Consider the following 26,401-nt stretch of genomic DNA (forward strand, 5'->3'; position numbering starts at 1 on the left):
GAAACAGTCTTGACTGGCAAGCACCGCAAGAACCCGCTGTTCCTGTCCCTGCGCACCACCGGCGGCCTCGTCGCCGGCGCCGCCGTCGTCGGGACGATCGCCGCGACCGCCGCGCACGCCTCCACCGGCGAGCCGACCGCGGCCAAGCCGTCCGCCGCGTCCATGCGCCTCGCGGACGCCGCCAAGGCCGAGAACACCCTGTCGTTCGCCAAGAAGGCCGCGCCGCGCGAGGTCGCGAACAAGCCCGAGGCCGCGCAGGCCAAGGGCGCCGAGAAGCCCGCCGCGCGGACCAAGGTCCCCACCGCCGCGCAGGCGATCAAGATGGCCACGTCCCAGGTCGGCGTCAGCGAGGACGGCGGCGGCCGGACCAAGTTCCAGCAGTGGTACATGGGCACCGACCGCGCCAAGCAGACCCTCGCCCGCGACGGCGGCTCGCTCGGCGAGTACGCCGCCGCCGAGTGGTGCGACATGTTCGTCTCCTGGGTCGGCCAGCAGGTCGGCTTCACCGACCAGTTCGGCTCGGACGCCTGGACCGTCGCGCACGCCAAGTGGTTCCAGCAGCAGGGCCGCTGGGGCACCGCGCCCAAGCCCGGCGCGATCGTCTTCTTCTCCTGGGGCGGCGGCAAGAGCCTGGACGACATCCAGCACGTCGGCATGGTCATCCAGGACAACGGCGACGGCACGATCAAGACCGTCGAGGGCAACACCGGCGGCGGCGCCGTCGAGGTCAAGACCCGCCCGTCCAGCACGGTCGTCGGCTACGGGTACCCCGACTACTCCAAGTGACGTCCACTCCCGGCCGCGCCCTAGGATCGCCGCATGAGCGACCAGCGGGCCGAGGAGACACCGTCCGCGCCTGACGGCGGCAGCCCCGCCGCCGAGGGCGGCGGACCGCCCCGAGAGCCCGCTTCCGCATCGCGGAGGCGGGCTCTCGGGCTGCTCGCGGCCGGTGGCGCGGCGCTCCTCGCCGCCGGAGGCGGGATCTACGCCCTGACGCGGGACCAGGGTGGCTCGTCGCCGGACGAGCCTTCGGCCTCGCCCGTGGGGACGCCCGACCCGCAGGCTGTGGCGGCCGTGCTGGCCAACCGGGCCCGGGCCGTCCGGGAGCGGAACCGGATCGCCTTCCTCGCCACCGTCGCCGACGCCCCGGCCGCGTTCCAGCAGGCCCAGGCGCGCCTTTTCGACAACCTGCTCAAGATCCCCCTGGACGGCTGGGAGGAACGCCCCGGGCAGCCGCACGGCTCGTCCGGTGTGGTGCAGGTCACGATGCGGTACCGGATCGCGGGCTTCGACGGCGGTCCGGTCGCCCGCACCCGTTACCTGGCCTTCGCGCCCCGCTCCGGCTCCTGGACGATCACCGGGGACGGCTCGTCCGCCCGGCTCGCCGACGACGCCGACATCCTCGACGCGGGCCCGCTCACGGTCGTCCGGAAGGGCCCCGCACTGGTCGTCGGCGACGCGTCCGGGCTGGACGAGATCGCCCGGCGGCTCGCCTCGGCCGTCCCCGCCGTCACAGGCGTCGTCGGGACGTCCTGGGCCCGCCGGGCCGTCGCCCTGGCCCCCGCGGACGCCGCCCTCGCCGGACGCATCGCCGGAGGCGGCCAGGACGTCGCCCAGTTCGCCGCCCTCGCCGTCGTCGCCCCCGGCCCGGACGGCTCCCCCGGCCAGGACCGCATCGTCGTCTCCCCCACGTTCGGGCGCCTCAACGCGCTCGGGCGCGACGTCGTCCTCACCCACGAGCTGACGCACGTCGCCACCGGCGGCGCGCGCGACGGCCGCACCCCGATCTGGCTCATCGAGGGCTTCGCCGACTACGTCGGCTACCGCGGCGCCAAGGTCGCGGTGAAGTCGGCCGCGCGCGAACTGGCCGCCGACGCGTCCGCCGGGCGCCTCCCGGACGCGCTGCCGTCCCGGGCCGACTTCGACGGCGCGTCCGGACGGCTCTCCCAGGCCTACCAGGAGGCGTGGCTCGCCTGCCGGATGGTCGCCGACCGATACGGTGAAGCGACCCTCGTCCGGCTCTACCGGGCGGCCGGGCGCGAGCCCGAGGCCGCCGCGCTGCGCCGGACCCTGGGCCTCTCCCCGGACGCCTTCACCGCCGACTGGCGCGACTACCTCCGCAAGGAGCTCTCATGACCGACGCCACCGCCGACCCGCGGGACCCGTCCGAACCCGTCCCGCCGCCTCCGGAACCCGTGCCTCCGGAGCCCGTGCCGGCAGAACCCGTGCCGGCCCAGGCCCCTGCCCAGGACGGCCCGGAAGGCGACGGGGACAGGGTGCGGGCCGCCTACCGGAGGCCCCGGGTGGCGGCCGCGATCGCCGCGGTGGTGCTGTTCGCGGCCGTCGCGGTGGTGATCGCCGTGACGACGCCCTGGAACCCGCTGCCCGGGAACGTTCCCGGCGGACGGGTCGCCGCCGACCCGGCGCCGGACTTCACGCCCGCCGAGATCCACCGGGCCGCCGCGTTCGACCACGCGCTCAACTGGCCCGCCTACGCGCGGCTGGTCGCCGTCCTCGTGGTGATCCTCGGCCTGGGGTTCAGCCCGCTCGGCGCGCGGCTGCTCGGCCGGCTCACGGCCCGGACGCGCCGGTGGCCGCTGGACGTGCTGATCGGCGCGGTCGCGCTCACCTCGCTGACCTGGCTGGTCTCGATGCCGTTCGCCGCCTGGGGCGAGTCGATCCTCACCGACTACGGCCTGTCCACGCAGAGCTGGCCCAGCTGGCTGGTCGACCAGCTCAAGACCCTCGGCGTCACCTGGATCACCTACACCGTGGCGCTGCTGCTGCTCGTCGGGCTGGTCCGCCGCTTCCCGCGCTACTGGTGGACGGGCGCTGCGGCCGGAGCATGCGTGCTCGTCGTCGCCGCCTCGTTCGCCTACCCGGTCATGGTCGAGCCGCTCTTCAACAAGTTCCACTCGCTGCCCGCCGGGAAGCTGCGCACCGACCTGCTCGACATGGCCCGCAACGACGGCGTCCCGGTGTCGGACGTGCTGGTCGCCGACGCGTCCCGCCGGACGACCTCCCTGAACGCCTACGTGTCCGGGTTCGGCTCCACCCGCCGGATCGTCGTCTACGACACGCTGCTGACCTCGATGTCCACGCCGCGTATCGAGTCGATCGTCGCGCACGAGCTCGGCCACGCCAAGAACGACGACGTGCTGCACGGGACGCTGATCGGGGCGCTCGGCGCGGCGGGCGGCATCTGCCTGCTGTACCTGCTGCTCACCTCGCCCTGGCTGCTGCGCCGAGCCGGGGTCGGCCCGCCCGCCGCGCGCCGTCCGTCGAAGGACGAGGCCGCGCGCGACCCGTCCGTCCGGAACCGGGGAGCGGCCGACCCGCGCGCGCTGGCGCTCGTCCTCGCGCTGATCGCGGTGGCGACGCAGGTCGAGGGGCCGGTGCAGAACCTGGTGAGCCGCCACATCGAGGCCCGCGCCGACGCGCACGCGCTGAACCTCACCCGCGACCCGATGACGTTCGCGACGATGCAGCACGAGCTGTCCGTGCGGAACATCTCGACGCTCACACCGGACGTCCTGGAGACGCAGCTCTGGTCCGACCACCCCACAGGGCCCGAGCGGATCGCGATGGCGCGGGACTGGGCACGGATGCACCACGTCCCGGCGCCGCCCCCGCTCGTCCACCACTGAGGACGCCTGTAGAACAGCGGAAGGGCCGCCCGGATGTCCGGGCGGCCCTTCCGCTGTTCCGATGTCTCCGCAGGTCAGTGGCCTGGACGGGCCGCTCCCTGGGCGGTCGGCGCGGCGCTCGGCGTAGGCGGCGCCTGGCTCGGCCCCGCCTGGGTCGAGGGCGGCGCGCTGTCCGGCGCCACGGGCGAGCTCCCCTGCGGCGAGACGCTCACCGCCTGCTTCAGCGCGCTGCCGGCGACCCACTTGTCCCATGGCAGCTGCCAGAAGCCCCAGCCGTTGTCGGGCTCCAGCTCGCGGGACGTGCCGGTGATGCGCACCGGGTCGCCGCGGTAGGAGAAGTTGTAGAACCAGCGCGCGTCCTCCGGGCTGGCGTTCACGCAGCCGTGGCTGACGTTGCTGTTGCCCTGGTCGCCCACCGACCATGGCGCGCTGTGCACGTACTCGCCGCTGTTGGAGATCCGGACGGCCGCGTAGACCGTCTCCCGGTAGTAGCCGGGGCAGCCCGGCCCGCACCCGGTCGTGGACGAGTCCATGATGACCGGGTCCTCCTTCTCCATGGTCAGGTGCGCGCCGTTGGTGGTGGTGTACTTCTCCTCGCCACCGCGCCCCATGCTCACCGGGATCGTCCGGACGAGCTTCCCGTTCCGCCGCACGTACATCATGTGCGTCGTGGCGGACGCCTTGGTGATGTGCGAGTCCCCGACGCGGAAGTCGGCCTTGACGTCTCTCGCGCCCCACAGGCCCTTGCCAGCGTGGACGCCGCTCAGGTGCGCCTGGAACGACACCTTCGTGTGGGCCGGCCAGTACTCCCGCGTCCGGAACACGAGGGTCTGGTTGTCGAACCAGTGCCAGGCCCCCTGGACCGGCTTGTCCGCCTTGACGTCCATCGCGCGCTCGACGGCCGCGCGGTCGCCGACGTTCTGCTCGAACTTGACCACGATGGGGATGCCGACGCCGACCGTCTCCTTGTCGAACGGCCCCTCCAGCGACCCGTCGATCGTCTTGCTCACCTTCGCGGTACTGAAACCGCTGGTGACCGTCCTGGTCCTGCCGTCCCGGCCTAGCGCCGTCGCGGTGACCGAGTAGTCGGTGCCCGGATCGAGCGTCCAGCGGGACTTCCAGTGGGTCCGGTCGGCGCTCAGCTCGCCTTCGACCGGTTGCCCCTTGTGCGTGACGGTCACGTTCTCGACCGTCCCCTTCTCCGCGGCGACCTGGATCGCCGAGTCCGGCCGCAGCCGGTCCCCGCCGTCCCCCGGCGACACGTTCAGCCGCACCGCGTTCCTGCTCAGGTCCGTCGCGCCGTCCCCGCAGCCCGCCAGCCCCGCGGCGACCAGCGCGCCGCACGCCGCCGTCCGCCCGACCAGCCCCCATGTGGCCGGGCGGCGCCGGCCCGTTCTCACAGCAATGCCGACCCGCACCGTCTGAACCCCCGCATGTCACCGTCCGTATACGATCTTGTCCGCTGAGTGCCGTACCCCGGACGACGCCCAATTATGTAAGGGCCTGTGCCCGCATGACGCGGGCACAGGCCCCTTTGAAGATCGCTTTACCGGATCACTAATCCGGACGGCGCGGACGGCTCAGCCGCCCTCGAAATCAACCGGGAACCAGCCGGGAATCAGCCACAGTCCGGCCGGAGTCCGGCCGGAGTCCGGCCGCGATTCACCCCGCTCAGTGCGCGAAGTGGCCCCGGTAGTACTCGAAGACCAGGCCGATCGTGGAGAGCAGCAGCCCGGCGCCGCCGAGCAGCACCATCCACCAGCCGAACACCATGCCGAGCGACACGGCCGCGGCCGAGCCGCCGATGTACAGCGGCCACCAGGAGTGCGGGCTGAAGAAGCCCAGCTCGCCCGCGGCGTCCGCGACCTCGCCCTCCGGGTCGTCCTCGTACAGCGGGCCGCCGTTGGCGCCTTCGAGGCGGCGGATCGTGAAGTGGATGTAGAACCCGATCAGGCCGGCCAGGCCGATGGCCAGGGCCAGCGCCGTGGTGCCGGTCCAGTCCTTCGACCAGAGCCAGTACACGACGTCGGTGGCGAGGAAGAAGACCGCGCACCCGTAGAACATGAACGCCTGAACGCGCATCGGCTACTCCTCCGTTTCCTTGGCGTGGTCGCCGGCCGGCGCCTCCGCGACCAGCTGGGCGCGGTTCGACATGTTGATCGGCTCGCCCTTGGCGCCGACGTGCGGGTGGTGCAGGTCGAACGCCGGACGCTCGGAACGGATCTTGGGGATCGAGTTGAAGTTGTGCCGCGGCGGCGGGCACGAGGTCGCCCACTCCAGCGAGGAGCCGTAGCCCCACGGGTCGTCCACCTCGACGCGCTTGCCCTTCTTCCACGTGATGTACACGTTGTAGAAGAACGGCAGCATCGAGGCGCCGAGGATGAACGAGAAGATCGAGGAGACCTGGTTCAGCCCGGTGAACTCGCTGGCGTAGTCGGCGTACCGGCGCGGCATGCCCTCGGCGCCCAGCCAGTGCTGCACCAGGAAGGTGCCGTGGAAGCCGATGAACAGCAGCCAGAAGTGGACCTTGCCGAGCCGCTCGTTCAGCATCTTGCCGGTGAACTTCGGCCACCAGAAGTAGAAGCCCGCGAACATCGCGAACACCACGGTGCCGAACACGACGTAGTGGAAGTGCGCCACCACGAAGTAGGAGTCCGACAGCTGGAAGTCCATCGGCGGGGACGCCAGGATGACGCCGGTCAGGCCGCCGAACAGGAAGGTGACCAGGAAGCCCAGCGACCACAGCATCGGCGTCTCGAACGTGAGCTGCCCCCGCCAGATCGTGCCGACCCAGTTGAAGAACTTCACACCGGTCGGGACCGCGATGAGGAACGTCATGAACGAGAAGAACGGCAGCAGCACCTGGCCGGTCACGAACATGTGGTGCGCCCACACCGTGATGGACAGGCCCGCGATGGAGATCGTCGCGAAGACCAGGCCGATATAGCCGAAGACCGGCTTGCGGCTGAACACCGGGAGGATCTCGGTCACGATGCCGAAGAAGGGCAACGCGATGATGTACACCTCGGGATGCCCGAAGAACCAGAACAGGTGCTGCCAGAGCAGCGCGCCGCCGTGCGAGGCGTCGAAGACGTGCGCGCCGAACTTGCGGTCGGCCTCCAGCGCCAGCAGCGCGGCGGCGAGGACCGGGAACGCCAGCAGGACCAGGATCGAGGTCAGCAGGACGTTCCACACGAAGATCGGCATCCGGAACATCGTCATGCCCGGCGCCCGCATGCACAGCACGGTGGTGATGAAGTTGACCGCACCCATGATCGTGCCGAAGCCCGACATGGCCAGGCCCATCACCCACATGTCACCGCCGATGCCCGGCGAGCGGACCGCGTCCGACAGCGGGGAGTAGGCGAACCAGCCGAAGCTGGCCGCGCCGCCCGGGGTCAGGAAGCCCGCGACGGCGATCAGCGAGCCGAACAGGAACAGCCAGTAGGCCAGCATGTTCATGCGCGGGAACGCCACGTCCGGCGCGCCGATCTGCAGCGGCATGATGACGTTGGCGAAGCCCGCGAACAGCGGGGTCGCGAACATCAGCAGCATGATCGTGCCGTGCATGGTGAACAGCTGGTTGAACTGCTCGTTGCTGGTGATCTGCAGGCCCGGCTTGAACAGCTCGGCCCGCATGACCAGCGCCAGCAGGCCGCCGAACAGGAACATGATGAACGACGTGATCAGGTACAGGTACCCGATCTTCTTGTGGTCCGTCGTCGACATCCAGTCGGCGATGATCCGGCCCTTGCGGGTCCTGGACGCGGCGACCGTCGCGGTCGGCGCGTGGCTGATCGCGGTCACTTGACACCCCCCGCCGCCTTGGCCTTCTGGTCGGCCAGCCACGTGTTGTACTGGTCGGGCGAGACCACCCGGAGCTGGAACAGCATCCGGCTGTGGTCCACACCGCAGAGCTCGGCGCAGCGGCCCTCGTAGAGGCCCTGCTTGCGCGCCGTGAACTCGAACTCGTTGGTGTAGCCCGGCATGACGTCCTTCTTGTAGAGGAGCGCCGGCACCCAGAACGAGTGGATGACGTCGTTGGCGTGCAGCCGCACGCGGATCGTCCGGTCCGAGGGGATCACCATGACGGGCTTGGCGCCCGCCGGGGCGTTCGGCGCGACCGGGGTGCCGACCACGGAGGCGACGGTCTGCTCCTGACCGCCCTGCTTCTCCTTGTAGTCGAACTGCCAGCTCCACTGGAAGCCCGTCACGTCAACGGTGACCGCCGGGTTCTTGGTGGTCTTCTCGACGTAGGACTCGTCCCGCGCGGTGAAGTAGAAGAGCACGCCGATGATCACGAACGGCACGGCCGTGTACAGGATTTCGATCGGCATGTTGTAGCGGACCTGCGGCGGCAGGTCGTCGGAGCGCTTGCGGTGGAACAGCACCGCCCAGATGATCAGTCCCCAGACGACGGCCCCGACCGCGAACGCGGCGATCCAGGAGCCCTGCCAGAGCTTCAGCATGCGCTCGGCCTGGTCGCTGATCGGCTCGGGCATGCCCAGGCGGGACGCTCGACCGCTGCACGCGGTCGCGGACAGCGCCAGCAGACCTAGCGCGCCGGCGCTTTTGATTGCGCGGCGACTGCGCACAGGCGTACGCCGCTCCCCAGAGCGGGTCGGACTCACGGAATGCCTTCCCCACGGATGAGAGCCCAGGGAACTCCCGGGCGGTGAGATCAGTTGTCACACGTTTGGGGGACACATTAGCGCGAGGGTCCGCGACTCCCCCGCCGGGGTGCCCGGTTAGCCTTCTGGCGTGGCTCCAGTTCGCGCCGTCCGTCCCGCCGTCCCGCCCGGCCGGACGAGTTTCGCCTGCGCAAGGGTTCCGGCGTGTTCCGGCGGGGGCGGGACGCGATGAGCGGGTACTTCGACGCGGCGTCCACCGAGCCGCTCCATCCGGCCGCCAGGTCCGCCCTGGTCAGCGCCCTGGACTCGGCGTGGGCCGACCCGGCGCGGCTGTACGGCGCGGCGCGCTCGGCCCGGGTGGAGCTCGACCGCGCCCGCGCCCGGGTGGCCGCCGTGCTGGGCGTCCGGCCCGACGAGGTCGCGTTCACCACGTCCGGGACGCAGGCGGTGCAGCTGGGAATCCTCGGCACGCTCCGGTCCCGTCGGCGTGTCGGGCGGCACCTGGTGGTGAGCGCGGTGGAGCACTCCAGCGTCCTGCACGCCGCCGAGGCACACGAGCGGGACGGCGGCGAGGTCACGATCGTCGGGGTGGACGAGACCGGGCGGGTCGATCCGGGCGAGTTCGCGGCGGCGCTGCGTCCGGACACCGCGCTCGCCTGCCTCCAGTCGGCGAACCACGAGGTCGGAACGGTGCAGCCGGTGGCCGAGGCCGCCGAGGCGTGCCGTGCGGCCCGCGTCCCGCTGCTGGTGGACGCGGCGCAGTCGGTCGGCCGGATGCCCGTCCCGTCCGGGTGGTCGCTGCTGACGGCGTCCGCGCACAAGTGGGGCGGGCCGGCCGGCGTGGGGGTCCTGGTCGTCCGGAAGGGCACCCGCTGGCGCTCCCCGCTGCCCGAGGACGAGCGGGAGGGGCGGCGCGTCCCCGGCTTCGAGAACGTCCCCGCGATCGTCGCGGCGGCCGCCGCGCTGGAGGCGTTCGCCGCCGACATGGCCACCGCGGCCCCGGAACTGTCGGACCTGGTCGGCATGATCAGGACCCGGGTGCCGGAGCTGGTGCCCGACGTCCAGGTCGTCGGCGACCCTGAGCGGCGGCTGCCGCACCTGGTCACCTTCTCGTGCCTCTACGTGGAGGGCGAGGCGCTGCTGACCGAACTGGACAGGCTGGGTTTCGCGGTCTCGTCCGGCAGCTCCTGCACGGCCGATACGCTGCGTCCGAGCCATGTGCTGGAGGCGATGGGCGTGATTACCCACGGGAACGTGCGGGTATCGCTGCCGCGGGACGCGGAGCCGTCCGCGGTGGCGCGGTTCCTCGCCGTCCTGCCGGACGCCGTGGCGCGGCTGCGCGCCGCCGCCGGGGTGACCGGCGCATGACACCGAAGTTCACCGCGAGGACGGGAAGGCGGCCGCTCCCATGAGGTTCCGAGGTCGTTCGCGCAAGGACGACGCGCCCCCGCAGGACGCCCCGCCGCCCCCGGCCGCCCCGCCCGGAGCCGCTCCCCCGCTGCTGGTCATCGACGCGCTGGGCCGCAAGTGCCCCATCCCGATCATCATGCTGGCCGAGCGCATCCGCGAGATCCCCGTCGGCCAGATCGTCGCCGTCCTCGCCGACGACCCCGCCGCCCACACCGACGTCCCCGCCTGGTGCCGCATGAAGTCCCAAGAGTTCGTCTGGGAGGAAACCCTCCCCGCAGGCGGCTGGGGCTTCCACATCCGCCGCTCCTACTAAAAGCGGCCCCCACTACAAAGCGCTGCGCCGCGGCCCAGGGGGCCGCGGCGCAGCGCGTAACCAAGCACCTCACGCGTTGCCCTGGGCGGGGGTTGGGGTTAGGTGAGGTGGGGGGTTACGTCGGCGGTGGCGGCTTCGCCGTAGGCGGTGGTGAGGCGGGTGAGGAAGCGGTCCTTGGCGATGGTGTACTCCTGCCCGCCGGGGACCTCCAGGGCGTGCGCGGCGACGAGGTTGCCGACCTGGGCGGCGCGCTCCAGCGGGAGGCCCCAGGCGGTGGCGGTGAGGAAGCCGGCGCGGAACGCGTCGCCGCCGCCGGTGGGGTCGACGACCTTGTCCACGGCGACGCCGGGGACGTGCAGGCCCTCCTCGCCCTTGCGGTCGATGACGGTGCCCTTGGCGCCGAGGGTGGTGATGCGGACGCCGACGCGGGCCAGGATCTCGGCGTCGGACCAGCCGGTCTTCTCCTCGCAGAGGGCCTTCTCGTACTCGTTGGTGAACAGGTACGCGGCGCCGTCGAGGAGGCGGCGGACGTCCGCGCCGTCCATCCGGGCGAGCTGCTGGGACGGGTCGGCGGCGAAGGGGATGCCGCGGGTGCGGCACTCGTCGCTGTGCCGGAGCATGGCCTCCGGGTCGTTCGGGCTGACCAGGACGAGGTCCAGCCCGCCGACGCGGTCGGCGACCGGCTGCAGCTCGATCACGCGGGCCTCGCTCATGGCGCCGGTGTAGAAGCTGGCGATCTGGTTCTGGTCCTGGTCGGTGGTGCACAGGAACCGCGCGGTGTGGTGCAGCTCGGAGATGTGCACCGAGGCGCAGTCGACGCCGTGCCGCTCCAGCCACGAGCGGTAGTCGGCGAAGTCGTCGCCCACCGAGCCGACCAGGTAGGACGTCAGGCCGAGGCTGCCCATGCCGAAGCAGATGTTCGCGGCGACGCCGCCGCGGCGGATCTCCAGCTCGTCCACCAGGAACGAGAGCGACACGCTGTCGAGCTGGTCGGGCATCAGCTGGTCGGTGAAGCGGCCCGGGAAGGTCATCAGATGGTCGGTCGCGATGGAGCCAGTTACGGCGATGCGCACGGCGTCGCTCTCCTCGTGGTGTGGCGTCCGGCTTGTCACCGGCTGTAGGAACCCCAAGAGGCTACTTCCCGGGACGGCCGCGCGCGCAACCGGCGCGGCACGTCCGTCTCGGGACATCCGGGCACGCGAAAAGGGCCGGTGCGGGCTCACCGCCCGTACCGGCCCTCTCCGGATCGTCCTAGTTGAACGAGTCGCCGCAGGCGCAGGAGCCCGAGGCGTTGGGGTTGTCGATCGTGAAGCCCTGCTTCTCGATGGTGTCGACGAAGTCGATGGTGGCGCCGCCCAGGTACGGGGCGCTCATCCGGTCCACGCGGACCGAGAGGCCGTCGAAGTCCTGGACCTGGTCGCCGTCCATCTCGCGCTCGTCGAAGAACAGCTGGTAGATCAGGCCCGAGCAGCCGCCCGGCTGCACGGCGACACGCAGCGCGAGGTCGTCGCGGCCCTCCTGCTCCAGCAGGCCCTTCGCCTTCTCGGCGGCGGCGTCGGTCAGCACCACGCCCTGCTGCGTGGTCTCCTGCGTGGTCTCGCCTGAAACCGTCATGTGGTCAGCTCCCGGGTCTCACTGCGCCGCCGTGGCGACGTTGTCTTCACCTGTCCTGAAGGACGGCCGGCGGATCCGCTCCCGGCGTTTCCGCAGTCTCCTGTTCGTAGGACAACGTACCTCGGCTCATGCCCATTCCTTGCCCGGCAGGTCATTCCCGGGGAGACCTCGCTCACACCCCGGGTCCGCCGGGCCGCGGATGTGCGAGGATTAGTCGTCAGAGCGACGATAAGGCTCCGTCGCAGGAGGGAGCATCCCCGTGACCACCCCAGTACGCGATCTTCCATTGCTGCTGCTCGGCACCGGTTCCGACCCGTCCAGCGAGCGCGGTGTGGACTGTCCCGGCGAGCTGCCGCCCGCGTCCGACCCGGAGCTGGTGGAGCGCGCCCGCGCCGCCAAGGCCGCGCTGGGCGACGGCGTCTTCGTGCTCGGCCACCACTACCAGCGGGACGAGGTGATCGAGTTCGCGGACGTCACCGGCGACTCGTTCAAGCTCGCCCAGCAGGCGGCCGCCCGCCCCGAGGCGCCCCACATCGTGTTCTGCGGCGTGCACTTCATGGCCGAGTCCGCCGACATCCTCACCGCGGCCCACCAGCAGGTGATCCTGCCGGACCTGGCGGCGGGCTGCTCCATGGCCGACATGGCCACCTTCGACCAGGTCGAGGAGTGCTGGGAGGTGCTGGAGGACGCCGGGATCGCCGATGACGTCGTCCCGGTGACCTACATGAACTCCTCCGCCGACATCAAGGCGTTCGTGGGACGGCACGGCGGCGTGGTCTGCACCTCGTCCAACGCCAAGCGCGCGCTGGACTGGGCCTACGCCAAGGGCTCGAAGGTGCTGTTCCTGCCCGACCAGCACCTCGGCCGCAACACCGCCGTCCTGGAGATGGGCCTCTCGCTGGACGACTGCGTCGTCTACAGCCCGCACCGGCCCGAGGGCGGGCTGAGCGGGCAGCAGCTCCGCGACGCCCGGATGATCCTGTGGCGCGGGCACTGCTCGGTGCACGGCCGGTTCAGCCTGGACTCGGTGGAGGACGTCCGGCGGCGCGTCCCCGGCGTGAACGTGCTCGTCCACCCCGAGTGCAAGCACGAGGTCGTCACCAACGCCGACCAGATCGGCTCGACCGAGTACATCATCAAGACGATCGAGAACGCCCCGTCCGGGTCGTCCTGGGCGGTCGGGACCGAGCTGAACCTCGTCCGGCGGCTGGCGAACGCGCATCCGGACAAGAACGTGATGTTCCTCGACAAGACGGTCTGCTTCTGCTCGACCATGAACCGGATCGACCTGCCGCACCTGGTCTGGTCGCTGGAGTCCCTGGTGCGCGGCGAGGTCGTCAACCGGATCGAGGTGGACGCGGAGACCGCGCACTACGCCCGCGCCGCCCTCGACCAGATGCTCGCCCTCCCCTAGCCGACCGGCCCTCTGGCCGGTCGCCCGCCCCCGGGCCGGACGGTCCGGGGCCGGAGCCTCGGGCGGACGGTCCGGAGCCGGGGGTCCTCGGGCGGGCGGTCAGAGGGCGGAGTTCTCGACCCAGCGGACGAGCAGGCCGTGGTCGCCGGCCACGGCCACGGCGGGGTCGTCGATCTTGCGGCGGCCCCAGAGGAACAGGTACAGGTCGGACGCGGGCGCCCGGACGGCGGCGTCCGCGTGGACGTCGTCGGCGGCGCTGGACCGGCGCCAGCCGAAGCGGTCCTTGTCCAGCTCGACCGTCCAGCGGTCGCCGGTGTCGGCGGCGGTGAACGCGAGCGTCTCGCCGTCGCCGCGCAGGTTCTCCACGTTGGGCGCGAACGGCGCCGCGTACGGGAGGTTGACGAGCATCTCGTCCATGCCGTCGGCGGCGGTCTCGGCGTCCAGCGCGACGTCGCGGCCGAGCGTGATGTCCAGGTCGGCGCGGTGGACGATCGTCTCGTACAGCATGCGGCGCGACCAGAACCGGGCATGCTGGTCGCCGCCCCAGGACCACATCTCCGCGTCCGGGTCGGCGTTGCGGAGCGTCTCGATCAGCGCCGCGCCGCCCTCGGTGAACCACGCGTGCTGCTCGCCGTCCGCCTGGGGTGGCTCCCCCGCGAAGTGCCGGGGGCTGCGCGGACGCGCCGCCGCCGTGCGGACCAGGCCCTCGGCCCAGCGGTGCGTGGTGGAGAGGTGCCGCAGCAGGTCCCGGACCGTCCAGCCCGGGCAGGACGGCACGGGCGCGCCCAGCTCGGCCTCCTCCAGCCCCGCCGCGAACGCGGCGACCTCCCGCTCGGTCTCGTCGCAGTACCGCTCGTGCGTCCACATGAGGCGTCCTCCGGGCCGGCGGATCGGATCAGACGGGTTCAGGCGGGGTCAGGCAGGTCAGGCGGGGATCAAGCGGGTCAGGCGGGTTCAGAGGCCGGGGGCGCCCCAGACCGGGAACCAGCGGCCCAGGTCGTCCTCGAACTTCAGGTCGGCGCCCACCGAGCCGCGCGCCTGGATCTCCAGGGCGTTGTCGCGGCGGTCGCCGGGCAGCGGCGCGAACGGGTAGAACGTGCCGCGCTTGTACAGGTAGACCAGCGCGAGGCGCTGCCCGTCCGGGCCCTTGAAGCCGACCAGGGAGCACAGCAGGTGCGGGCCGAAGCCGCCCGCCTCCAGCGTGGCGTTCACCGCGTGCAGGTCGGTGACCAGGCCGGCGACGTCGTCCGGGTCGTGCCGCGACAGCAGCCAGGTGTAGCCGTAGGAATCCTGGCTGACCTCGACCTTCGGCGTGTCGCCCGAGTTCAGCAGCTCCACGGCGTCCTTCTGGAGCTGGGCGAACGCGCCGCCCTCGGCGGCGCGGAAGCAGACCGAGCCGAGGCCGGTCGGGGTGAACCCGGCGGCGGCCTCCAGCGTGACGGCCGCGGTGGTGAGGCCGAACAGCGCGTCCAGGTCCGGCTTGACCGGCTTGGACCGGCCGAGCAGGGCGTCCAGGAACCCCATCACACTCCCCTGCTGAGCTCACCGGAGATCTTGTTGAGCTGGTCGAGCCGCTTCTCCAGCGTCGGGTGCGTGGAGAACAGCTGCGAGACGCTGAAGCCCTTGCCGAACGCCGGGGTGAAGAAGAAGGCGTTGAACGGCTGGGCGGCGCGCAGGTCGTTGGTCGGGATCCGCGCGATCTCGCCGGTGACCTTGGTGAGGGCGCTGGCCAGCGCGGACGGCCGGCCGGTCAGCAGCGCGGCGGCGCGGTCGGCCGACAGCTCGCGGTACCGCGACAGGGCGCGGGTGAGCAGGAAGCTGATCGCGTACGCGACGGCGCTGACCGCCACGACCGCCATCACCATCAGCGCCATGTTGTTGTCGTTGTTGCGCCGGTTGAAGCCGCCCCACAGGCCGAACTCCAGCCCGATCCGGGTCAGCAGCCCGGCGCAGATGCCGAGGAACGACGCGATCGTCATGACCGCGACGTCCCGGTGCGCGACGTGCGCCATCTCGTGCGCGAGGACGCCTTCGAGCTCCACCGGGTCGAGCCGGCGCAGCAGCCCGGTGGTGACGCAGACGACCGAGTTCTTCTGGTTGCGTCCGGTCGCGAAGGCGTTCGGCACGTCGGTGTCGGCGATCGCGACCCGCGGCTTGGGCGCGTCCGACATGGCGCAGATCCGGTCGACCACCCCGTGCAGCTCCGGGGCCTCCTCGGGGGAGACCTCGCGGGCGTGCATCGCGAACTTGGTGATCTTGTCGGAGAAGAAGTACTGCACGAACAGGAAGACCAGCGCGACGGCGAGGCCGATCGCGCCGAGCTTCGGGGAGATCACGAAGAACGCCGTCACGAACGCGACGTAGACCAGCCCCAGCAGGAACATCGTCACGAGCATGCGCGACGTCAGACCCCGGTCGGAGGCGTAACGCGTGCGGGCCATCTCTTCTCTCCCGTCCCCAGTCGTACTCATCGGTACAACGTCCTGGCCCCGGCATTCGTGCCGGGACCGGGACGCCGCCCTAGTCGGGGATGAGCCCCTCGTCGCCGAGCATGGCGCTCACCTCGTCGATGCTGGCGTCGGCCGGAGGCAGGATCAGCTCCGACGGCTCCAGGCTGTCCTCGGGCAGCGTCTTGCCGACCTTGCGGACGCTCTCCAGCAGGCTGTGCAGCGCCTGGCGGAAGGTGTCCTCGTCCCCCGACTCGATCGCCGCCTCCAGGGCGTCGTCGAGCGTGTTCAGCACGGCCAGGTCGGCGTCGGCGACGTCGAGCTGGCCCTCGCCCATGATCCGGACGATCACTGGTGGCCTCCCGGCTGCTGCGGGAACCCGCCCTGCGGCTGGCCCTGCTGGTGCTGCTGCGGGGCCGGGGCGCCCTGCTGCTGGTTGCCGGGGTTCAGCTCCTTCTGCGGCGTGCCCTGGCCCAGCTCGGCCTTCAGCGCCTCCAGCTCGGCGTCGACACCGGGGCCGGAGCCCATCCGGTCGAGCTCGGCCTGGATGTCGTCGCGCGGGCCGGAGAAGTCCTCCAGGGCGCCGGACGCCAGGAGCTCGTCGATCGCCCCGGCGCGGGCCTTCATGTTCTCGGTCTTCTCCTCGGCGCGCTGGATCGCGAGGCCGACGTCGCCCATCTCCTCGGAGATGCCGGAGAACGCCTCGTTGATCTTGGTCTGCGCCTCGGCCGCCGTGTAGGTGGCCTTGATGGTCTCCTTGCGGGTGCGGAACGAGTCGACCTTGGCCTGCAGCCGCTGCGAGGCGAGGGTGAGCTTCTCCTCCTCGCCCTGGAGCTGCTGGTACTGCGCGCGCAGGTCGTTCAGCTGGGAGTCCAGGCCGGAGCGCCGGGTGAGCGCCTCGCGGGCCAGGTCCTCGCGGCCGACCTGGAGGGCCTTGCGGCCCTGGTCGGTCAGCTTGCTCTGCTGCTGCTCCAGCTGGTTGATCTGGAGCTCCAGGCGCTTGCGCGAGGTCGCGACGTCCGCCACGCCCCGCCGGACCTTCTGCAGCATCTCCAGCTGGCGCTGGTAGGAGTAGTCCAGGGTCTCCCGAGGATCTTCCATCCTGTCCAGGGCTTTGTTCGCCTTGGACTTGAAGATCATCGACATTCGCTTCATCACGCTCATCGCGCGGCGCCGGTCCCTTCCTGCTGGCTGGCCCAGTCAATGCTGGGCCCAATGACCACTGCTGGGGTTCTTATCACCCTACGCGTTAACGCGCGAGGCAGCCACGATGTTCGCAGCCGGTAGGGTGAACCACGTGTTCCGACGTCGTACTTCAGAAGCCCCCGAGGCTCCTCCGGAAGTTGTGGCCAAGCCGGGGGGCAAGGGCCGTCCTACGCCCAAGCGCAAGGACGCCGAGAAGCGGCGGCGCCAGCCCATCACCGCGCCGCAGAACCGCAAGGAGGCGTACAAGCGGCTGCGCGACAAGCAGGCGACCGACCGCGCCAAGGCCCGCGACGGCATGGCCAAGGGCGACGAGCGGTACCTCCTCAAGCGCGACAAGGGCCCCGTCCGGCGGATGGCCCGCGACTACGTCGACTCGCGCCGCACGGTCGGCTCGTACCTGATGTACCTGCTGCTGGCGCTGGTCGTGCTGAACTTCATGCCGATCCCGGCCGTCCGGCTGGCGATGCTGTTCGCGCCGCCGGTGCTGCTGCTCGTGGTGTTCGTCGAGGGCCTGCTGCTCGCCCGCGGGGTGAACAAGCTCGCCGCCGAGCACCACCCGGACGAGGACCGCAAGGGCCTCGGGCTCTACGCCGCCATGCGCGCCATGCAGATCCGCCGGCTCCGCGTCCCGGCCCCGCAGGTCCGCATCGGCCAGAAGGACTGGAAGCCCTGAGCCGCCCCGGGGCCCCTGGAGTCCCGGGAGTCCCCGGGCCCCTGGAGTCCCCGGGCCGTCCGTCCGGGCCCCTAAAGTCGGGATCATGGAATTCCGACGGCTCGGCCGCAGCGGCCTGAAGATCAGCGAGATCGCCTACGGCAACTGGCTCACCCACGGCTCCCAGGTCGAGGAGGACGCCGCGCGCGCCTGCGTCGCGGCGGCCCTCGACGAGGGCGTCACCACGTTCGACACCGCCGACGTCTACGCCGGGACGCGGGCGGAGGACGTGCTGGGCCGCGCCCTCAAGGGGCAGCGGCGCGAGGGCCTGGAGATCTTCACGAAGGTGTACTGGCCGACAGGCCCCGGGCAGAACGACCGGGGCCTGTCGCGCAAGCACATCTTCGAGTCGATCCACGGCTCGCTCAAGCGGCTCCAGACCGACTACGTGGACCTCTACCAGGCCCACCGGTTCGACTACGAGACGCCGCTGGAGGAGACCCTCCGCGCGTTCGACGACCTCGTCCGGCAGGGCAAGGTGCTGTACATCGGCGTCTCGGAGTGGCGCGCGGAGGAGATCGAGCGCGCGCTCAAGATCGCGGACGAGATGGGCCTCGACCGGATCGTGTCGAGCCAGCCGCAGTACAACATGCTGTGGCGGGTCATCGAGTCCGAGGTCGTCCCGCTGTGCGAGCGCGAGGGGATCGGCCAGATCGTCTGGTCGCCGATCGCGCAGGGCGCGCTGACCGGCAAGTACCTGCCCGGCCAGGCCGCCCCGGCGGGCTCGCGCGCCACCGACGAGAAGGGCGGCGCGAACATGATCGCCCGCTACCTGGACGACGAGGTGCTGCGCCGCGTCCAGGAGCTCCGCCCGATCGCGGACGAACTGGGCCTGTCCATGGCGCAGCTCGCCATCGCCTGGACGCTCCAGAACCCGAACGTCTCGGCCGCCATCGTCGGCGCGTCGCGTCCCGAGCAGGTCCGCGACAACGTGAAGGCGGCGGGGGTGAAGCTCGAACCGGACGTCCTCGCGCGCATCGACGAGATCATCGCCCCCGTCGTGGAACGCGACCCCTCCCGCACCGTGAGCCCCGCCTCACGCCCGTAGCGCCGCCTCACGCCCGTAACGCGGCCTCGCGCGCGAAGCCGGGGTCGGAGCGGGCGCGCGCGCCGTAGGCGGGGACGGCCCTGCGGTTCGGGGCGCAGGGCCGGCCCGGGGGTCACTCGGGGTCGAGCAGGCTCATCTTGTAGACGGTGTTCTCGCCGTCCAGGAGGACGACCTGGCCGACGCCGCTCTCGCGCAGCTCGCGCCAGTGCTCGCCGAGCCACGTCTCGGCGGCGGCCTGCGTCCCGAACGTCTCCTCCTCGCTCTGCCCGGACGTCCCGGCCTCCCGGCCGTCGTCCTTCTCCAGTCGCCAGCTCCACGTCATCGCCACTGCCCTTCCGCCGCATCGACCAGCCCCGTAGCCGTGAGGGTAACCCGTCGGACTCGGGCGACGCCGGTGAGAGGCGGCCAATAGGGTCGGGGTGGGATGGAGATCGAAGTCATGGGGAGCGGCGGCCCCGCGGGATGGCCCGCGGCGGGGTGCCGGTGCGCGTCGTGCGCCCGGGCCCGGGCCGCGGGGGTGTCGCTGGAGCCGACCGTGGTGCTGATCAACGGGGTGCCCCTGGAGGACTGCCCCCGGCTGGACGTGCCGGGCGGATGGGACGTCCACGTGCCGTTCGGGCACCGCGTGCTGGTCGCGGCGGGTGTCGGGCAGCGGCCGGAGCCCGCGGGCGGGGTCGTGTACGACGCGGTGCTGCTGGACCTGGTCGGCGCGCCCGAGCACCTGGGACGGCTGCGGCGCGAGGGCGCCGTGTCGGACGAGACCGACGTGCGGGCCGTCCACGTGGATCACCGGGTGGGTTCGCCCGCCGAGCTTGAGCGGCGGCTGCGGTACTGGACGGAGCCGTTCGACGGGCCGCACCGGTCGCTGGTCCTCGGCGGGTCGCGGTCGGGCAAGTCGGCCGAGGCCGAGATGCGTCTGGTCGCCCAGCCGTACGTGACGTACGTGGCGACCGGTGTCGGCGACCCGTCCGACGCCGAGTGGACGGCCCGGATCGACGCCCACAGGGAACGGCGCCCGGCCTGGTGGCAAACGCTGGAGACGACCGATCTGGCGGAGGCGCTCGGCTCCGCCTCGGGCTCCGTCCTGGTGGACGGCATCGGCTCGTGGGTCGCGGCGGCCATGGAGCAGGCGGACGCCTGGGACGACCCGTCGCGCGTCCAGGGCCGCTTGGACGAGCTTGTCGAGGCGTGGCGGTCGACGTCCGCCCGCGTGGTCGCGGTCAGCGACGAGGTCGGGATGTCGCTGGTGCCGACGACACGGGTGGGACGGGCCTTCCGCGACGTCCTCGGCACCCTGAACCAGCGCCTCGCCGCCGAGTCGGAGGACGTCGCCCTGGTCGTCGCCGGCCGCGTCCTGGACCTCCCGTGAGCCTGCGGGATTGGGAGGCCGGGGCCCGGCTGGGCGTGACGCTGCTCAGCGTCGTGCCGGTGCGGGCCGAGCGGGTCGACCGGGAGGCGGCGCGGCGGGCGATGGTCCTCGCGCCGGCGGTGGGGCTCATAGTCGGGGGCGCAGGCTCGGTCGTCCTGCTGGTCGCGGGGTGGCTCGGGTTCAGCCGGCTGCTGGGCGCGGCGCTGGCGGTCGCGGTCGGCGCGGCGCTGACGCGGGCGCTGCACCTGGACGGCCTGGCCGACCTCGCGGACGGGCTCGGCAGCCGCAAGCCCGCCGAGGGCGCGCTGGACATCATGAAGAAGTCGGACATCGGGCCGTTCGGCGTGGCGACGCTGGTGCTAACGCTCCTGATCCAGGTGGCGGCGCTGGCGTCGGCCCCGGCGCCGGCCGTGTCCGTGCTGGTGGCGGCGGTGGCCGGGCGGCTCGCGCTGCCGTGGGCGTGCCGGGCCGGGGTCCCGTCGGCGCGTCCGGGCGGGTTGGGGGCGCTCGTCGCCGGATCCGTGCCGGTCAGAGCGGTCGCGGTCGTGTCGGTGGCGGTCCTGGTGGCCGCCGCCGCGTTCGGTTTCGCGACCGACGGGCCCGGCGGGCTCGCGCGGGCGGGCGCGGCGGTCGTGGTGGCGCTCGGGACGGCGCTCGCGACGCTGCGTCACGCCGTCCGGCGGCTCGGCGGGGTCACCGGGGACGTGCTGGGCGCGCTCGTGGAGGCCGCGACGGCGGCCGCCCTGCTCGCGCAGGCCGTCCGCTGAGGGCGGCGCCCGGCCCGAGCTTGATCGATAAGGGCGAAACCGGTCACTCGTAGGACTAACATCGGAGGACGTGACGACCATCAGTCTTGACAGCGCAGTCCTGACCGCCCTCGACGCCGACGCGATCGTCGTCGGCGTCCACCCGGCCGAGGACGGCGTCCGTCCCGCCGGGGCCGACGACATCGACGCCGCCCTCTCCGGCCGGCTGGCCGGTTCCCTGACGGCGCTGGGCGCCACCGGCAAGGCCGGCGAGGTCGTCAAGCTGCCCACGCTGGGCGCCCTGCCCGCCGCCCTGATCGTCGCGGTCGGCCTCGGCGACGCCGCCGACCTGGACGCCGAGGGCCTGCGCCGCGCCGCCGGCGCCGCGCTGCGCGCGCTCGCGGGCAAGACCAAGGTCGCGGTGGCGCTGCCCGCCGCGTCCGCCGCGGACCTGGAGGCCGTCGCGCTGGGCGCGCTGCTCGGCAACTACGGCTTCGCCGCCTACCGCACCTCCGAGAAGCCCGGCCCGGTCGAGGAGATCGTGCTCGTCGGCGCCGGCGACGAGGCCGCGGTGCGCCGCGCCGAGACGCTCTCGTCCGCGATCACCCTGGTCCGCGACCTGGTGAACACCCCGCCGTCCGACCTGTCCCCCGAGGACTTCGCCGAGGTGGCCACCAAGGTCGCCGCCGACGGCGGCCTCGCCATCGAGGTGCTGGACGAGAAGGAGCTGGTGGACGGCGGCTACGGCGGCATCGTCGGCGTCGGCCAGGGCTCGGCGAACCCGCCGCGGCTGGTCCGCCTCTCCTACACCCACCCCGAGGCGGCCAAGACGCTCGCGCTCGTGGGCAAGGGCATCACGTTCGACTCGGGCGGCCTCTCGCTGAAGCCCGCCGAGGGCATGGACTGGATGAAGTCCGACATGGGCGGCGCCGGTGCCGTGCTCGGCGCGCTCGCCGCGATCGCCGCGCTGAAGCCCGCCGTGAACGTCGTCGGCTACCTGGCGCTCGCCGAGAACATGCCGTCCGGCACCGCCCAGCGCCCGTCCGACGTGCTGCGCGTCTACGGCGGCAAGACCGTCGAGGTGCTGAACACCGACGCCGAGGGCCGGCTGGTCATGGCCGACGCGATCGTCCGCTCCGGTGAGGACGCTCCGGACCTGCTCATCGACGTCGCCACGCTGACCGGCGCCCAGCTGGTCGCGCTCGGCACCCGCACCACCGGCGTGATGGCCAACGACGACGACGTCCGCGAGAAGGTCGTCGCGGCGGCCGTCGCCGCGGGCGAGCCGTCCTGGGGCATGCCGCTGCCGGAGGAGCTGCGCAAGGGCCTGGACTCGGCCGTCGCCGACATCGCCAACATCAGCGGCGAGCGCTGGGGCGGCATGCTCGTCGCGGGCGTGTTCCTGAAGGAGTTCGTGCCGGACGGCGTCCGCTGGGCGCACCTCGACATCGCCGGCCCGTCCTACAACAAGGGCGAGCCGTACGGCTACACGCCGAAGGCCGGCACCGGCGCCGCCGTGCGCACGCTGGTCGCGGTCGCCGAGGCGCTGGCGGCCGGCGAGCTCTGACGTTTTTTCCGCCGGGCGGGACCCCGAGCGGTCCCGCCCGGCGTACAAGGGAATAGGTTTTCCCTGACGGCGGGCCGTCACCCCGTCCCGCCGCCGGGTGATCGCGGGCGGCGCACCAGCCGCGTCCGCGAGGGCGCCGGGCACACCTGCCGTAGGCGCGGAAGGCGGAAAGGGAGCGACATTGGCTGACAGCGGCCCCTTCGACATCGTGGTCCTGGGCGGCGGGAGCGGCGGGTACGCCTGCGCGCTGCGCGCGTCCGAGCTCGGCATGCGCGTGGCGCTGGTCGAGCGCGACAAGCTCGGCGGCACCTGCCTGAACCGCGGCTGCATCCCCACCAAGGCGCTGCTGCACGCGGCGGAGGTCGCCGACCAGACGCGCGAGGCGGCGACGTTCGGCATCAAGGCCACCTTCGACGGCATCGACATCGACGGCGTCCAGGCCTACAAGGACAAGATCGTCACCGGCACCGTCAAGGGCCTGTCCGGGCTGATCAGGTCGCGCGGCATCGAGGTCGTCGAGGGCGACGGGCGGCTCGCGTCCCCGACGTCGGTCGAGGTCCGCGCCGCCGACGGCTCCACCCGGACGCTGGAGGGGCGGCACATCGTGCTCGCCACCGGGTCCGTCCCGCGCACCCTGCCCGGCCTGGACGTGGACGGCGACAAGGTCATCTTCAGCGACCACGCGCTCACGCTGGGCCGCGTCCCGTTGTCCGTGGTGATCCTCGGCGGCGGCGTCATCGGCGTCGAGTTCGCGAGCGTGTGGCGCTCGTTCGGCGCCGAGGTCACGATCGTGGAGGCGCTCCCCCACCTGCTGCCGCTGGAGGAGGAGAGCAGCTCCAAGCGGTTGGAGCGCGCCTTCCGCAAGCGCGGCATCAAGTACGAGCTGGGCGTCCGGTTCCAGGGCGTCAAGACCACCGACGCCGGTGTCTCGGTCACGCTGGAGAACGGCAAGACCCTCGACGCGGAGCTGCTGCTCGTCGCGGTCGGCCGCGGTCCGGTCTCGTCCGGGCTCGGGTTCGAGGAGGCCGGGATCGCGCTGGAGCGCGGCTTCGTCAAGGTGGACGAGCTGTGCCGCACCGCCGTCCCGACCGTCTCCGCCGTCGGCGACCTGGTCGACACCCCGCAGCTCGCGCACGTCGGCTTCGCCGAGGGCATCCTGGTCGCCGAGCGGCTGGGCGGGCTCGACCCGGCGCCGATCGACTACGAGGGCGTCCCCCGGATCACCTACTCCGACCCCGAGGTGGCCTCCGTCGGCATCACCTCGAAGGTCGCCGCCGAGCGCGGGTACGAGATCGACACCGCGGTCTACGACCTGGCCGGCAACCCCAAGAGCAAGATCCTCGGAACGCAGGGCGAGGTGCGGGTGATCGCCGAGCGCGGCGGCCGCGTGCTGGGCCTGTCCATGGTCGGCGCGCGGGTCGGCGAGCTGGTCACCGAGGGTCAGCTGATCTACAACTGGGAGGCCCTGCCGAGCGAGGTCGCCCAGCTCATCCATCCGCATCCGACCCAGTCCGAGGCGGTCGGCGAGGCGCACCTGATGCTCGCCGGCAAGCCACTGCACGTGCACGGCTGAACCGCCGCGCCGGGAATTTGAGATCTCGAAGGAGTATCTGAGAGCCATGCCGGTCTCCGTCACCATGCCCCAGCTCGGCGAGAGCGTCACCGAGGGCACCGTCACCCGCTGGCTGAAGAAGGAGGGCGAGCGCGTCGAGACCGACGAGCCGCTTCTCGAAGTCTCGACCGACAAGGTCGACACCGAGATCCCCTCTCCCGCGTCCGGCATCCTGACCAGCATCACCGTCGCCGAGGACGAGACCGTCGAGGTCGGCGCCGAGCTCGCCGTCATCGGCGACGAGGGCGACGCCCCGGCGGCCAAGCCCGCGCCGGAGCCCGAGGCCAAGGCCGCGCCCGAGCCGGAGCCGAAGGCCGAGGAGCCGGCCACCCCGGCGCAGCCGCAGTCCCAGCCGCAGGCGCAGGCCCCGCAGGGCCCGCCGCCGTCGTCCTGGCCGCCGCCCGCGCCGCAGCAGCCCGCCGCTCCGGCTCCGGCTCCCGCGCCGTCCGCGCCCGAGCCCGCCCCGGCCGCGCAGGCGCCGTCCGCGCCGTCCGCGCCGTCCGCGCCCGCCCCGTCCCAGGACGGCCAGGGCACCGGCGAGGGCCCGTACGTCACGCCGCTGGTGCGCAAGCTCGCCGCCGAGCACGGCGTCGACCTGAACGCGGTGAAGGGCACCGGCGTCGGTGGCCGGATCCGCAAGCAGGACGTCCTGGAGGCCGCCCGCGCCGCCCGCGAGGCCGCCGCCGCCCCGGCTCCGGCCGCGCCCGCCGCCGCGCCGTCCGGCCAGGCCCGCCCGGCGCCCCCGGCCCCGGTGTCGTTCGCCGCGCCCGCCGAGCAGCTCGCGCTGCGCGGCAAGACCGAGAAGATGTCCCGGATCCGGCAGACCATCGCCCGCCGCATGGTCGAGTCGCTCCAGGTCTCGGCGCAGCTCACCACGGTCGTCGAGGTCGACGTCACCAAGGTCGCGCGGCTGCGCGAGCGGGCGAAGGCCGACTTCGAGGCCCGCGAGGGCGTGAAGCTGTCCTTCATGCCGTTCTTCGCGGTCGCGGCGATCGAGGCGCTCAAGCAGCACCCGAAGCTGAACGCGGTCATCAACGGCGACGAGGTCACCTACCACGACGTGGAGAACCTCGGCTTCGCCGTGGACGTGCCCGAGCGCGGCCTGATGGTCCCGGTCATCCACAACGCGGGCCAGCTGAACCTCGGCGGCCTCGCGCAGCGGATCGCCGACCTCGCCGACCGCACCCGGACCAACCGCGTCAGCCCGGACGAGCTGTCCGGCGGCACCTTCACGCTGACGAACACCGGCAGCCGCGGCGCGCTGTTCGACACCCCGATCCTGAACCAGCCGCAGGTCGGCATGCTCGGCACCGGCGCCGTCGTGAAGCGCCCGGCCGTCATCGACGACCCGGAGCTGGGCGAGGTCATCGCCGTCCGGTCCATCGCCTACCTGGCGCTGACCTACGACCACCGCCTCATCGACGGCGCGGACGCGGCCCGCTTCCTGGGAACCGTCAAGCACCGCCTGGAGGAGGGCAACTTCGAGGCCGAGCTCGGCCTCTGACCTCCGCCTCCGGGCACGCCAGGAGGCACAGCCCTCCGGCAGCCTCCGGGCAGCCCTTCGGCAGCCGAAACCCGCCGTCCGCGTTCCGCGGCGGCGGGTTTCACCGTTTCTCCGTCCCTACCTAGGTTGTATTCCTAACTAGGTGGCCTTATCGTCTAGGTGGCATCGAGCACCACCTAGGGAGCGACCTTGAACGGACCGTCCGCCGCCGGCCCCCGCCCGCAGGCCGCGATCGCGCTGCTGCCGCTCGCGGGCATGTGGACCGCCCTCGGTGTCGTCCTGTTCCACGGGCCGCTCGCCGCGGCCGTCTCGGGGACCGGGGTGCTGCTGGGCGCGGTCGTGGCCTACCGGACGACTTGGAAGGCGGACGCGCCGCAGCGCCACTCGGCCCGTCGTGCCGCCTTCCGCGCCGCGCTGGCCGGCCTCGGCGCGCTCGCGGTCTCCGGAGCCGTCTACGCGGTCGGCGCGTCCACCGGCGGAGGCGACGCGTCCACCACGGCCTCCGGGGTCATCGCTGGGGTCGGCGCGGTCGTGCTGGCCGTCGCGGCCGTCCTCGCGGCGGCCTCTCGCGGCGGGCGCCGCTGATGGCGGCCGACCCGCGCACGAACTGGCTCAAGGGGGTGCTCGACCTGGCCGTCCTGGCGAGCCTGCGGCCCGGCGAGAGCTACGGCTACGAGCTCGCCAAGGCGCTGGACCAGGCGGGCCTCGGGCAGATCAAGGGCGGCACCCTCTACCCGGTCCTGAACCGGCTGGAGGCGGCCGGACTCGTCCAGGCCGAGTTCCGGGCAGCCGAGCGCGGCCCCGGACGCCGCTACTACCGCCTCACGGACGCGGGGCGGACGGCCCTGGACGAGCAGGGCGCGTCCTGGCTGGAGTTCCACGCGGCCGTCCGGGGGCTGCTGACCGGGGGCGAGGCATGAGCGAGCGCTACTTCGACGAGCCGGCAGAAGCGCTGCGGCGACTCGGCGTCGCCGAGGACCGGATCGGGCTGCTGATCGCCGAGCTGTCGGGCCACGTGGCCGAGTCCGGCGCGGATCCGGAGGACGAGTTCGGCCCGGCGGTGCGCTTCGCCGCCGAGTTCGCCGAGAGCGCGGAGGCCGAGGGCGCGCCCGGGCCGGAACCGGGCGCGGAACGCTGGGTGTGGTCGGCGGACGCGTCGGT

General features: G+C 72.5%; 27 protein-coding genes. 15 read left to right on the top strand and 12 right to left on the bottom strand.

Annotation, left to right across the window (positions count from 1 at the left end):
- The first annotated feature begins 9 nt into the window (after positions 1 to 9).
- The 3 genes from FHU30_RS18965 to FHU30_RS18975 are packed head-to-tail and all read left to right on the top strand — an operon-like array spanning position 10 to position 3,647.
- A complete protein-coding gene (locus FHU30_RS18965) occupies positions 10 to 786 on the top strand; it encodes a C40 family peptidase (RefSeq protein WP_253877454.1) in 777 nt (258 codons plus the stop codon).
- A gap of 33 nt (positions 787 to 819) precedes the next feature.
- Positions 820 to 2,136, top strand: a complete 1,317-nt coding sequence (locus tag FHU30_RS18970; RefSeq protein ID WP_253877456.1) for a basic secretory family protein — start codon at positions 820 to 822, stop codon at positions 2,134 to 2,136.
- Complete coding sequence (locus FHU30_RS18975; RefSeq protein ID WP_253877458.1) at positions 2,133 to 3,647, top strand: M48 family metallopeptidase; 1,515 nt, start codon at positions 2,133 to 2,135, stop codon at positions 3,645 to 3,647. Before FHU30_RS18970 ends, FHU30_RS18975 begins: the two co-directional genes overlap by 4 nt.
- A gap of 74 nt (positions 3,648 to 3,721) precedes the next feature.
- On the opposite strand, the gene FHU30_RS18980 is transcribed toward FHU30_RS18975, so the two are convergent.
- The 4 genes from FHU30_RS18980 to ctaC form a co-directional block, all read right to left on the bottom strand.
- Positions 3,722 to 5,065: a L,D-transpeptidase gene (locus tag FHU30_RS18980; RefSeq protein WP_253877460.1), complete on the bottom strand. Its 1,344-nt coding sequence runs from the start codon at positions 5,063 to 5,065 to the stop codon at positions 3,722 to 3,724.
- A 253-nt stretch (positions 5,066 to 5,318) separates the two neighbouring features.
- On the bottom strand, positions 5,319 to 5,729 hold the full coding sequence (locus FHU30_RS18985; protein ID WP_253877462.1) for a cytochrome c oxidase subunit 4: 411 nt from the start codon (positions 5,727 to 5,729) through the stop codon (positions 5,319 to 5,321).
- A gap of 3 nt (positions 5,730 to 5,732) precedes the next feature.
- Positions 5,733 to 7,376 carry an aa3-type cytochrome oxidase subunit I gene (ctaD, locus tag FHU30_RS18990; RefSeq protein WP_253878049.1) on the bottom strand — a complete coding sequence of 548 codons (1,644 nt, stop codon included), beginning with the start codon at positions 7,374 to 7,376 and terminating at the stop codon, positions 5,733 to 5,735.
- 74 nt (positions 7,377 to 7,450) lie between these two features.
- On the bottom strand, positions 7,451 to 8,278 hold the full coding sequence (gene ctaC, locus FHU30_RS18995; protein WP_443612892.1) for an aa3-type cytochrome oxidase subunit II: 828 nt from the start codon (positions 8,276 to 8,278) through the stop codon (positions 7,451 to 7,453).
- 228 nt (positions 8,279 to 8,506) lie between these two features.
- Here ctaC and FHU30_RS19000 point away from each other — a divergent pair, with 228 nt between their 5' ends.
- Both FHU30_RS19000 and FHU30_RS19005 read left to right on the top strand, forming a co-directional pair.
- The gene (locus FHU30_RS19000) at positions 8,507 to 9,646 is read left to right on the top strand and encodes a cysteine desulfurase family protein (protein WP_253878051.1); all 1,140 of its coding nucleotides are present in this window, start codon (positions 8,507 to 8,509) and stop codon (positions 9,644 to 9,646) included.
- 40 nt (positions 9,647 to 9,686) lie between these two features.
- Positions 9,687 to 10,001: a sulfurtransferase TusA family protein gene (locus tag FHU30_RS19005; RefSeq protein WP_253877466.1), complete on the top strand. Its 315-nt coding sequence runs from the start codon at positions 9,687 to 9,689 to the stop codon at positions 9,999 to 10,001.
- Positions 10,002 to 10,099: 98 nt separating this feature from the next.
- Here the strand turns inward: FHU30_RS19005 and FHU30_RS19010 are convergent, their stop codons facing one another.
- A complete protein-coding gene (locus FHU30_RS19010; protein ID WP_253877468.1) occupies positions 10,100 to 11,074 on the bottom strand; it encodes a carbohydrate kinase family protein in 975 nt (324 codons plus the stop codon).
- 178 nt (positions 11,075 to 11,252) lie between these two features.
- Positions 11,253 to 11,615 (bottom strand): HesB/IscA family protein, encoded by a 363-nt coding sequence (locus tag FHU30_RS19015; RefSeq protein ID WP_253877470.1) that lies wholly within the window; start codon positions 11,613 to 11,615, stop codon positions 11,253 to 11,255.
- A 259-nt stretch (positions 11,616 to 11,874) separates the two neighbouring features.
- Between FHU30_RS19015 and nadA the strand changes: the two genes are divergently transcribed.
- Positions 11,875 to 13,029, top strand: a complete 1,155-nt coding sequence (gene nadA, locus FHU30_RS19020; protein WP_253877472.1) for a quinolinate synthase NadA — start codon at positions 11,875 to 11,877, stop codon at positions 13,027 to 13,029.
- A gap of 99 nt (positions 13,030 to 13,128) precedes the next feature.
- Here the strand turns inward: nadA and FHU30_RS19025 are convergent, their stop codons facing one another.
- The 5 genes from FHU30_RS19025 to FHU30_RS19045 form a co-directional block, all read right to left on the bottom strand.
- Entirely contained in the window at positions 13,129 to 13,896 is a 768-nt protein-coding gene (locus tag FHU30_RS19025; RefSeq protein ID WP_253877474.1) for a maleylpyruvate isomerase family mycothiol-dependent enzyme, read from the bottom strand.
- Between the two features lie 87 nt (positions 13,897 to 13,983).
- Positions 13,984 to 14,553, bottom strand: a complete 570-nt coding sequence (gene pspAB / locus FHU30_RS19030; protein ID WP_253877476.1) for a PspA-associated protein PspAB — start codon at positions 14,551 to 14,553, stop codon at positions 13,984 to 13,986.
- Positions 14,553 to 15,470: a zinc metalloprotease HtpX gene (htpX, locus tag FHU30_RS19035; protein ID WP_253877478.1), complete on the bottom strand. Its 918-nt coding sequence runs from the start codon at positions 15,468 to 15,470 to the stop codon at positions 14,553 to 14,555. The genes pspAB and htpX overlap by 1 nt, the downstream gene beginning before the upstream one ends.
- A gap of 79 nt (positions 15,471 to 15,549) precedes the next feature.
- Complete coding sequence (pspAA, locus tag FHU30_RS19040; protein WP_253877480.1) at positions 15,550 to 15,828, bottom strand: PspA-associated protein PspAA; 279 nt, start codon at positions 15,826 to 15,828, stop codon at positions 15,550 to 15,552.
- Positions 15,825 to 16,640, bottom strand: coding sequence for a PspA/IM30 family protein (locus FHU30_RS19045; RefSeq protein ID WP_253877482.1), 816 nt, complete (start codon positions 16,638 to 16,640; stop codon positions 15,825 to 15,827). The genes pspAA and FHU30_RS19045 overlap by 4 nt, the downstream gene beginning before the upstream one ends.
- 181 nt (positions 16,641 to 16,821) lie before the next feature.
- Between FHU30_RS19045 and FHU30_RS19050 the strand changes: the two genes are divergently transcribed.
- Together FHU30_RS19050 and FHU30_RS19055 are read left to right on the top strand one after the other, a co-directional pair.
- The gene (locus FHU30_RS19050; protein ID WP_253877484.1) at positions 16,822 to 17,355 is read left to right on the top strand and encodes a DUF3043 domain-containing protein; all 534 of its coding nucleotides are present in this window, start codon (positions 16,822 to 16,824) and stop codon (positions 17,353 to 17,355) included.
- An 85-nt stretch (positions 17,356 to 17,440) separates the two neighbouring features.
- The gene (locus FHU30_RS19055; protein ID WP_253877486.1) at positions 17,441 to 18,442 is read left to right on the top strand and encodes an aldo/keto reductase family protein; all 1,002 of its coding nucleotides are present in this window, start codon (positions 17,441 to 17,443) and stop codon (positions 18,440 to 18,442) included.
- Positions 18,443 to 18,554: 112 nt separating this feature from the next.
- On the opposite strand, the gene FHU30_RS19060 is transcribed toward FHU30_RS19055, so the two are convergent.
- Positions 18,555 to 18,764, bottom strand: coding sequence for a hypothetical protein (locus tag FHU30_RS19060; RefSeq protein ID WP_253877487.1), 210 nt, complete (start codon positions 18,762 to 18,764; stop codon positions 18,555 to 18,557).
- 102 nt (positions 18,765 to 18,866) lie between these two features.
- Here FHU30_RS19060 and FHU30_RS19065 point away from each other — a divergent pair, with 102 nt between their 5' ends.
- From FHU30_RS19065 to FHU30_RS19095, 7 genes are all read left to right on the top strand, one after another.
- Positions 18,867 to 19,811 carry a bifunctional adenosylcobinamide kinase/adenosylcobinamide-phosphate guanylyltransferase gene (locus tag FHU30_RS19065; RefSeq protein ID WP_253877489.1) on the top strand — a complete coding sequence of 315 codons (945 nt, stop codon included), beginning with the start codon at positions 18,867 to 18,869 and terminating at the stop codon, positions 19,809 to 19,811.
- A complete protein-coding gene (locus tag FHU30_RS19070) occupies positions 19,808 to 20,578 on the top strand; it encodes an adenosylcobinamide-GDP ribazoletransferase (protein ID WP_253877491.1) in 771 nt (256 codons plus the stop codon). Before FHU30_RS19065 ends, FHU30_RS19070 begins: the two co-directional genes overlap by 4 nt.
- Positions 20,579 to 20,648: 70 nt before the next feature.
- Positions 20,649 to 22,124: a leucyl aminopeptidase gene (locus tag FHU30_RS19075; RefSeq protein ID WP_253877493.1), complete on the top strand. Its 1,476-nt coding sequence runs from the start codon at positions 20,649 to 20,651 to the stop codon at positions 22,122 to 22,124.
- 181 nt (positions 22,125 to 22,305) lie between these two features.
- Complete coding sequence (lpdA, locus tag FHU30_RS19080; RefSeq protein ID WP_253877495.1) at positions 22,306 to 23,697, top strand: dihydrolipoyl dehydrogenase; 1,392 nt, start codon at positions 22,306 to 22,308, stop codon at positions 23,695 to 23,697.
- Positions 23,698 to 23,743: 46 nt separating this feature from the next.
- The gene (gene sucB / locus FHU30_RS19085) at positions 23,744 to 25,240 is read left to right on the top strand and encodes a 2-oxoglutarate dehydrogenase, E2 component, dihydrolipoamide succinyltransferase (RefSeq protein ID WP_253877497.1); all 1,497 of its coding nucleotides are present in this window, start codon (positions 23,744 to 23,746) and stop codon (positions 25,238 to 25,240) included.
- 189 nt (positions 25,241 to 25,429) lie between these two features.
- A complete protein-coding gene (locus FHU30_RS19090; RefSeq protein ID WP_253877499.1) occupies positions 25,430 to 25,825 on the top strand; it encodes a hypothetical protein in 396 nt (131 codons plus the stop codon).
- A complete protein-coding gene (locus tag FHU30_RS19095) occupies positions 25,825 to 26,160 on the top strand; it encodes a PadR family transcriptional regulator (RefSeq protein ID WP_253877500.1) in 336 nt (111 codons plus the stop codon). Before FHU30_RS19090 ends, FHU30_RS19095 begins: the two co-directional genes overlap by 1 nt.
- The last annotated feature ends 241 nt before the right edge of the window (positions 26,161 to 26,401 follow it).

It is taken from the genome of Actinomadura rupiterrae (genome assembly GCF_024172125.1).
Classification (GTDB): domain Bacteria; phylum Actinomycetota; class Actinomycetes; order Streptosporangiales; family Streptosporangiaceae; genus Spirillospora; species Spirillospora rupiterrae.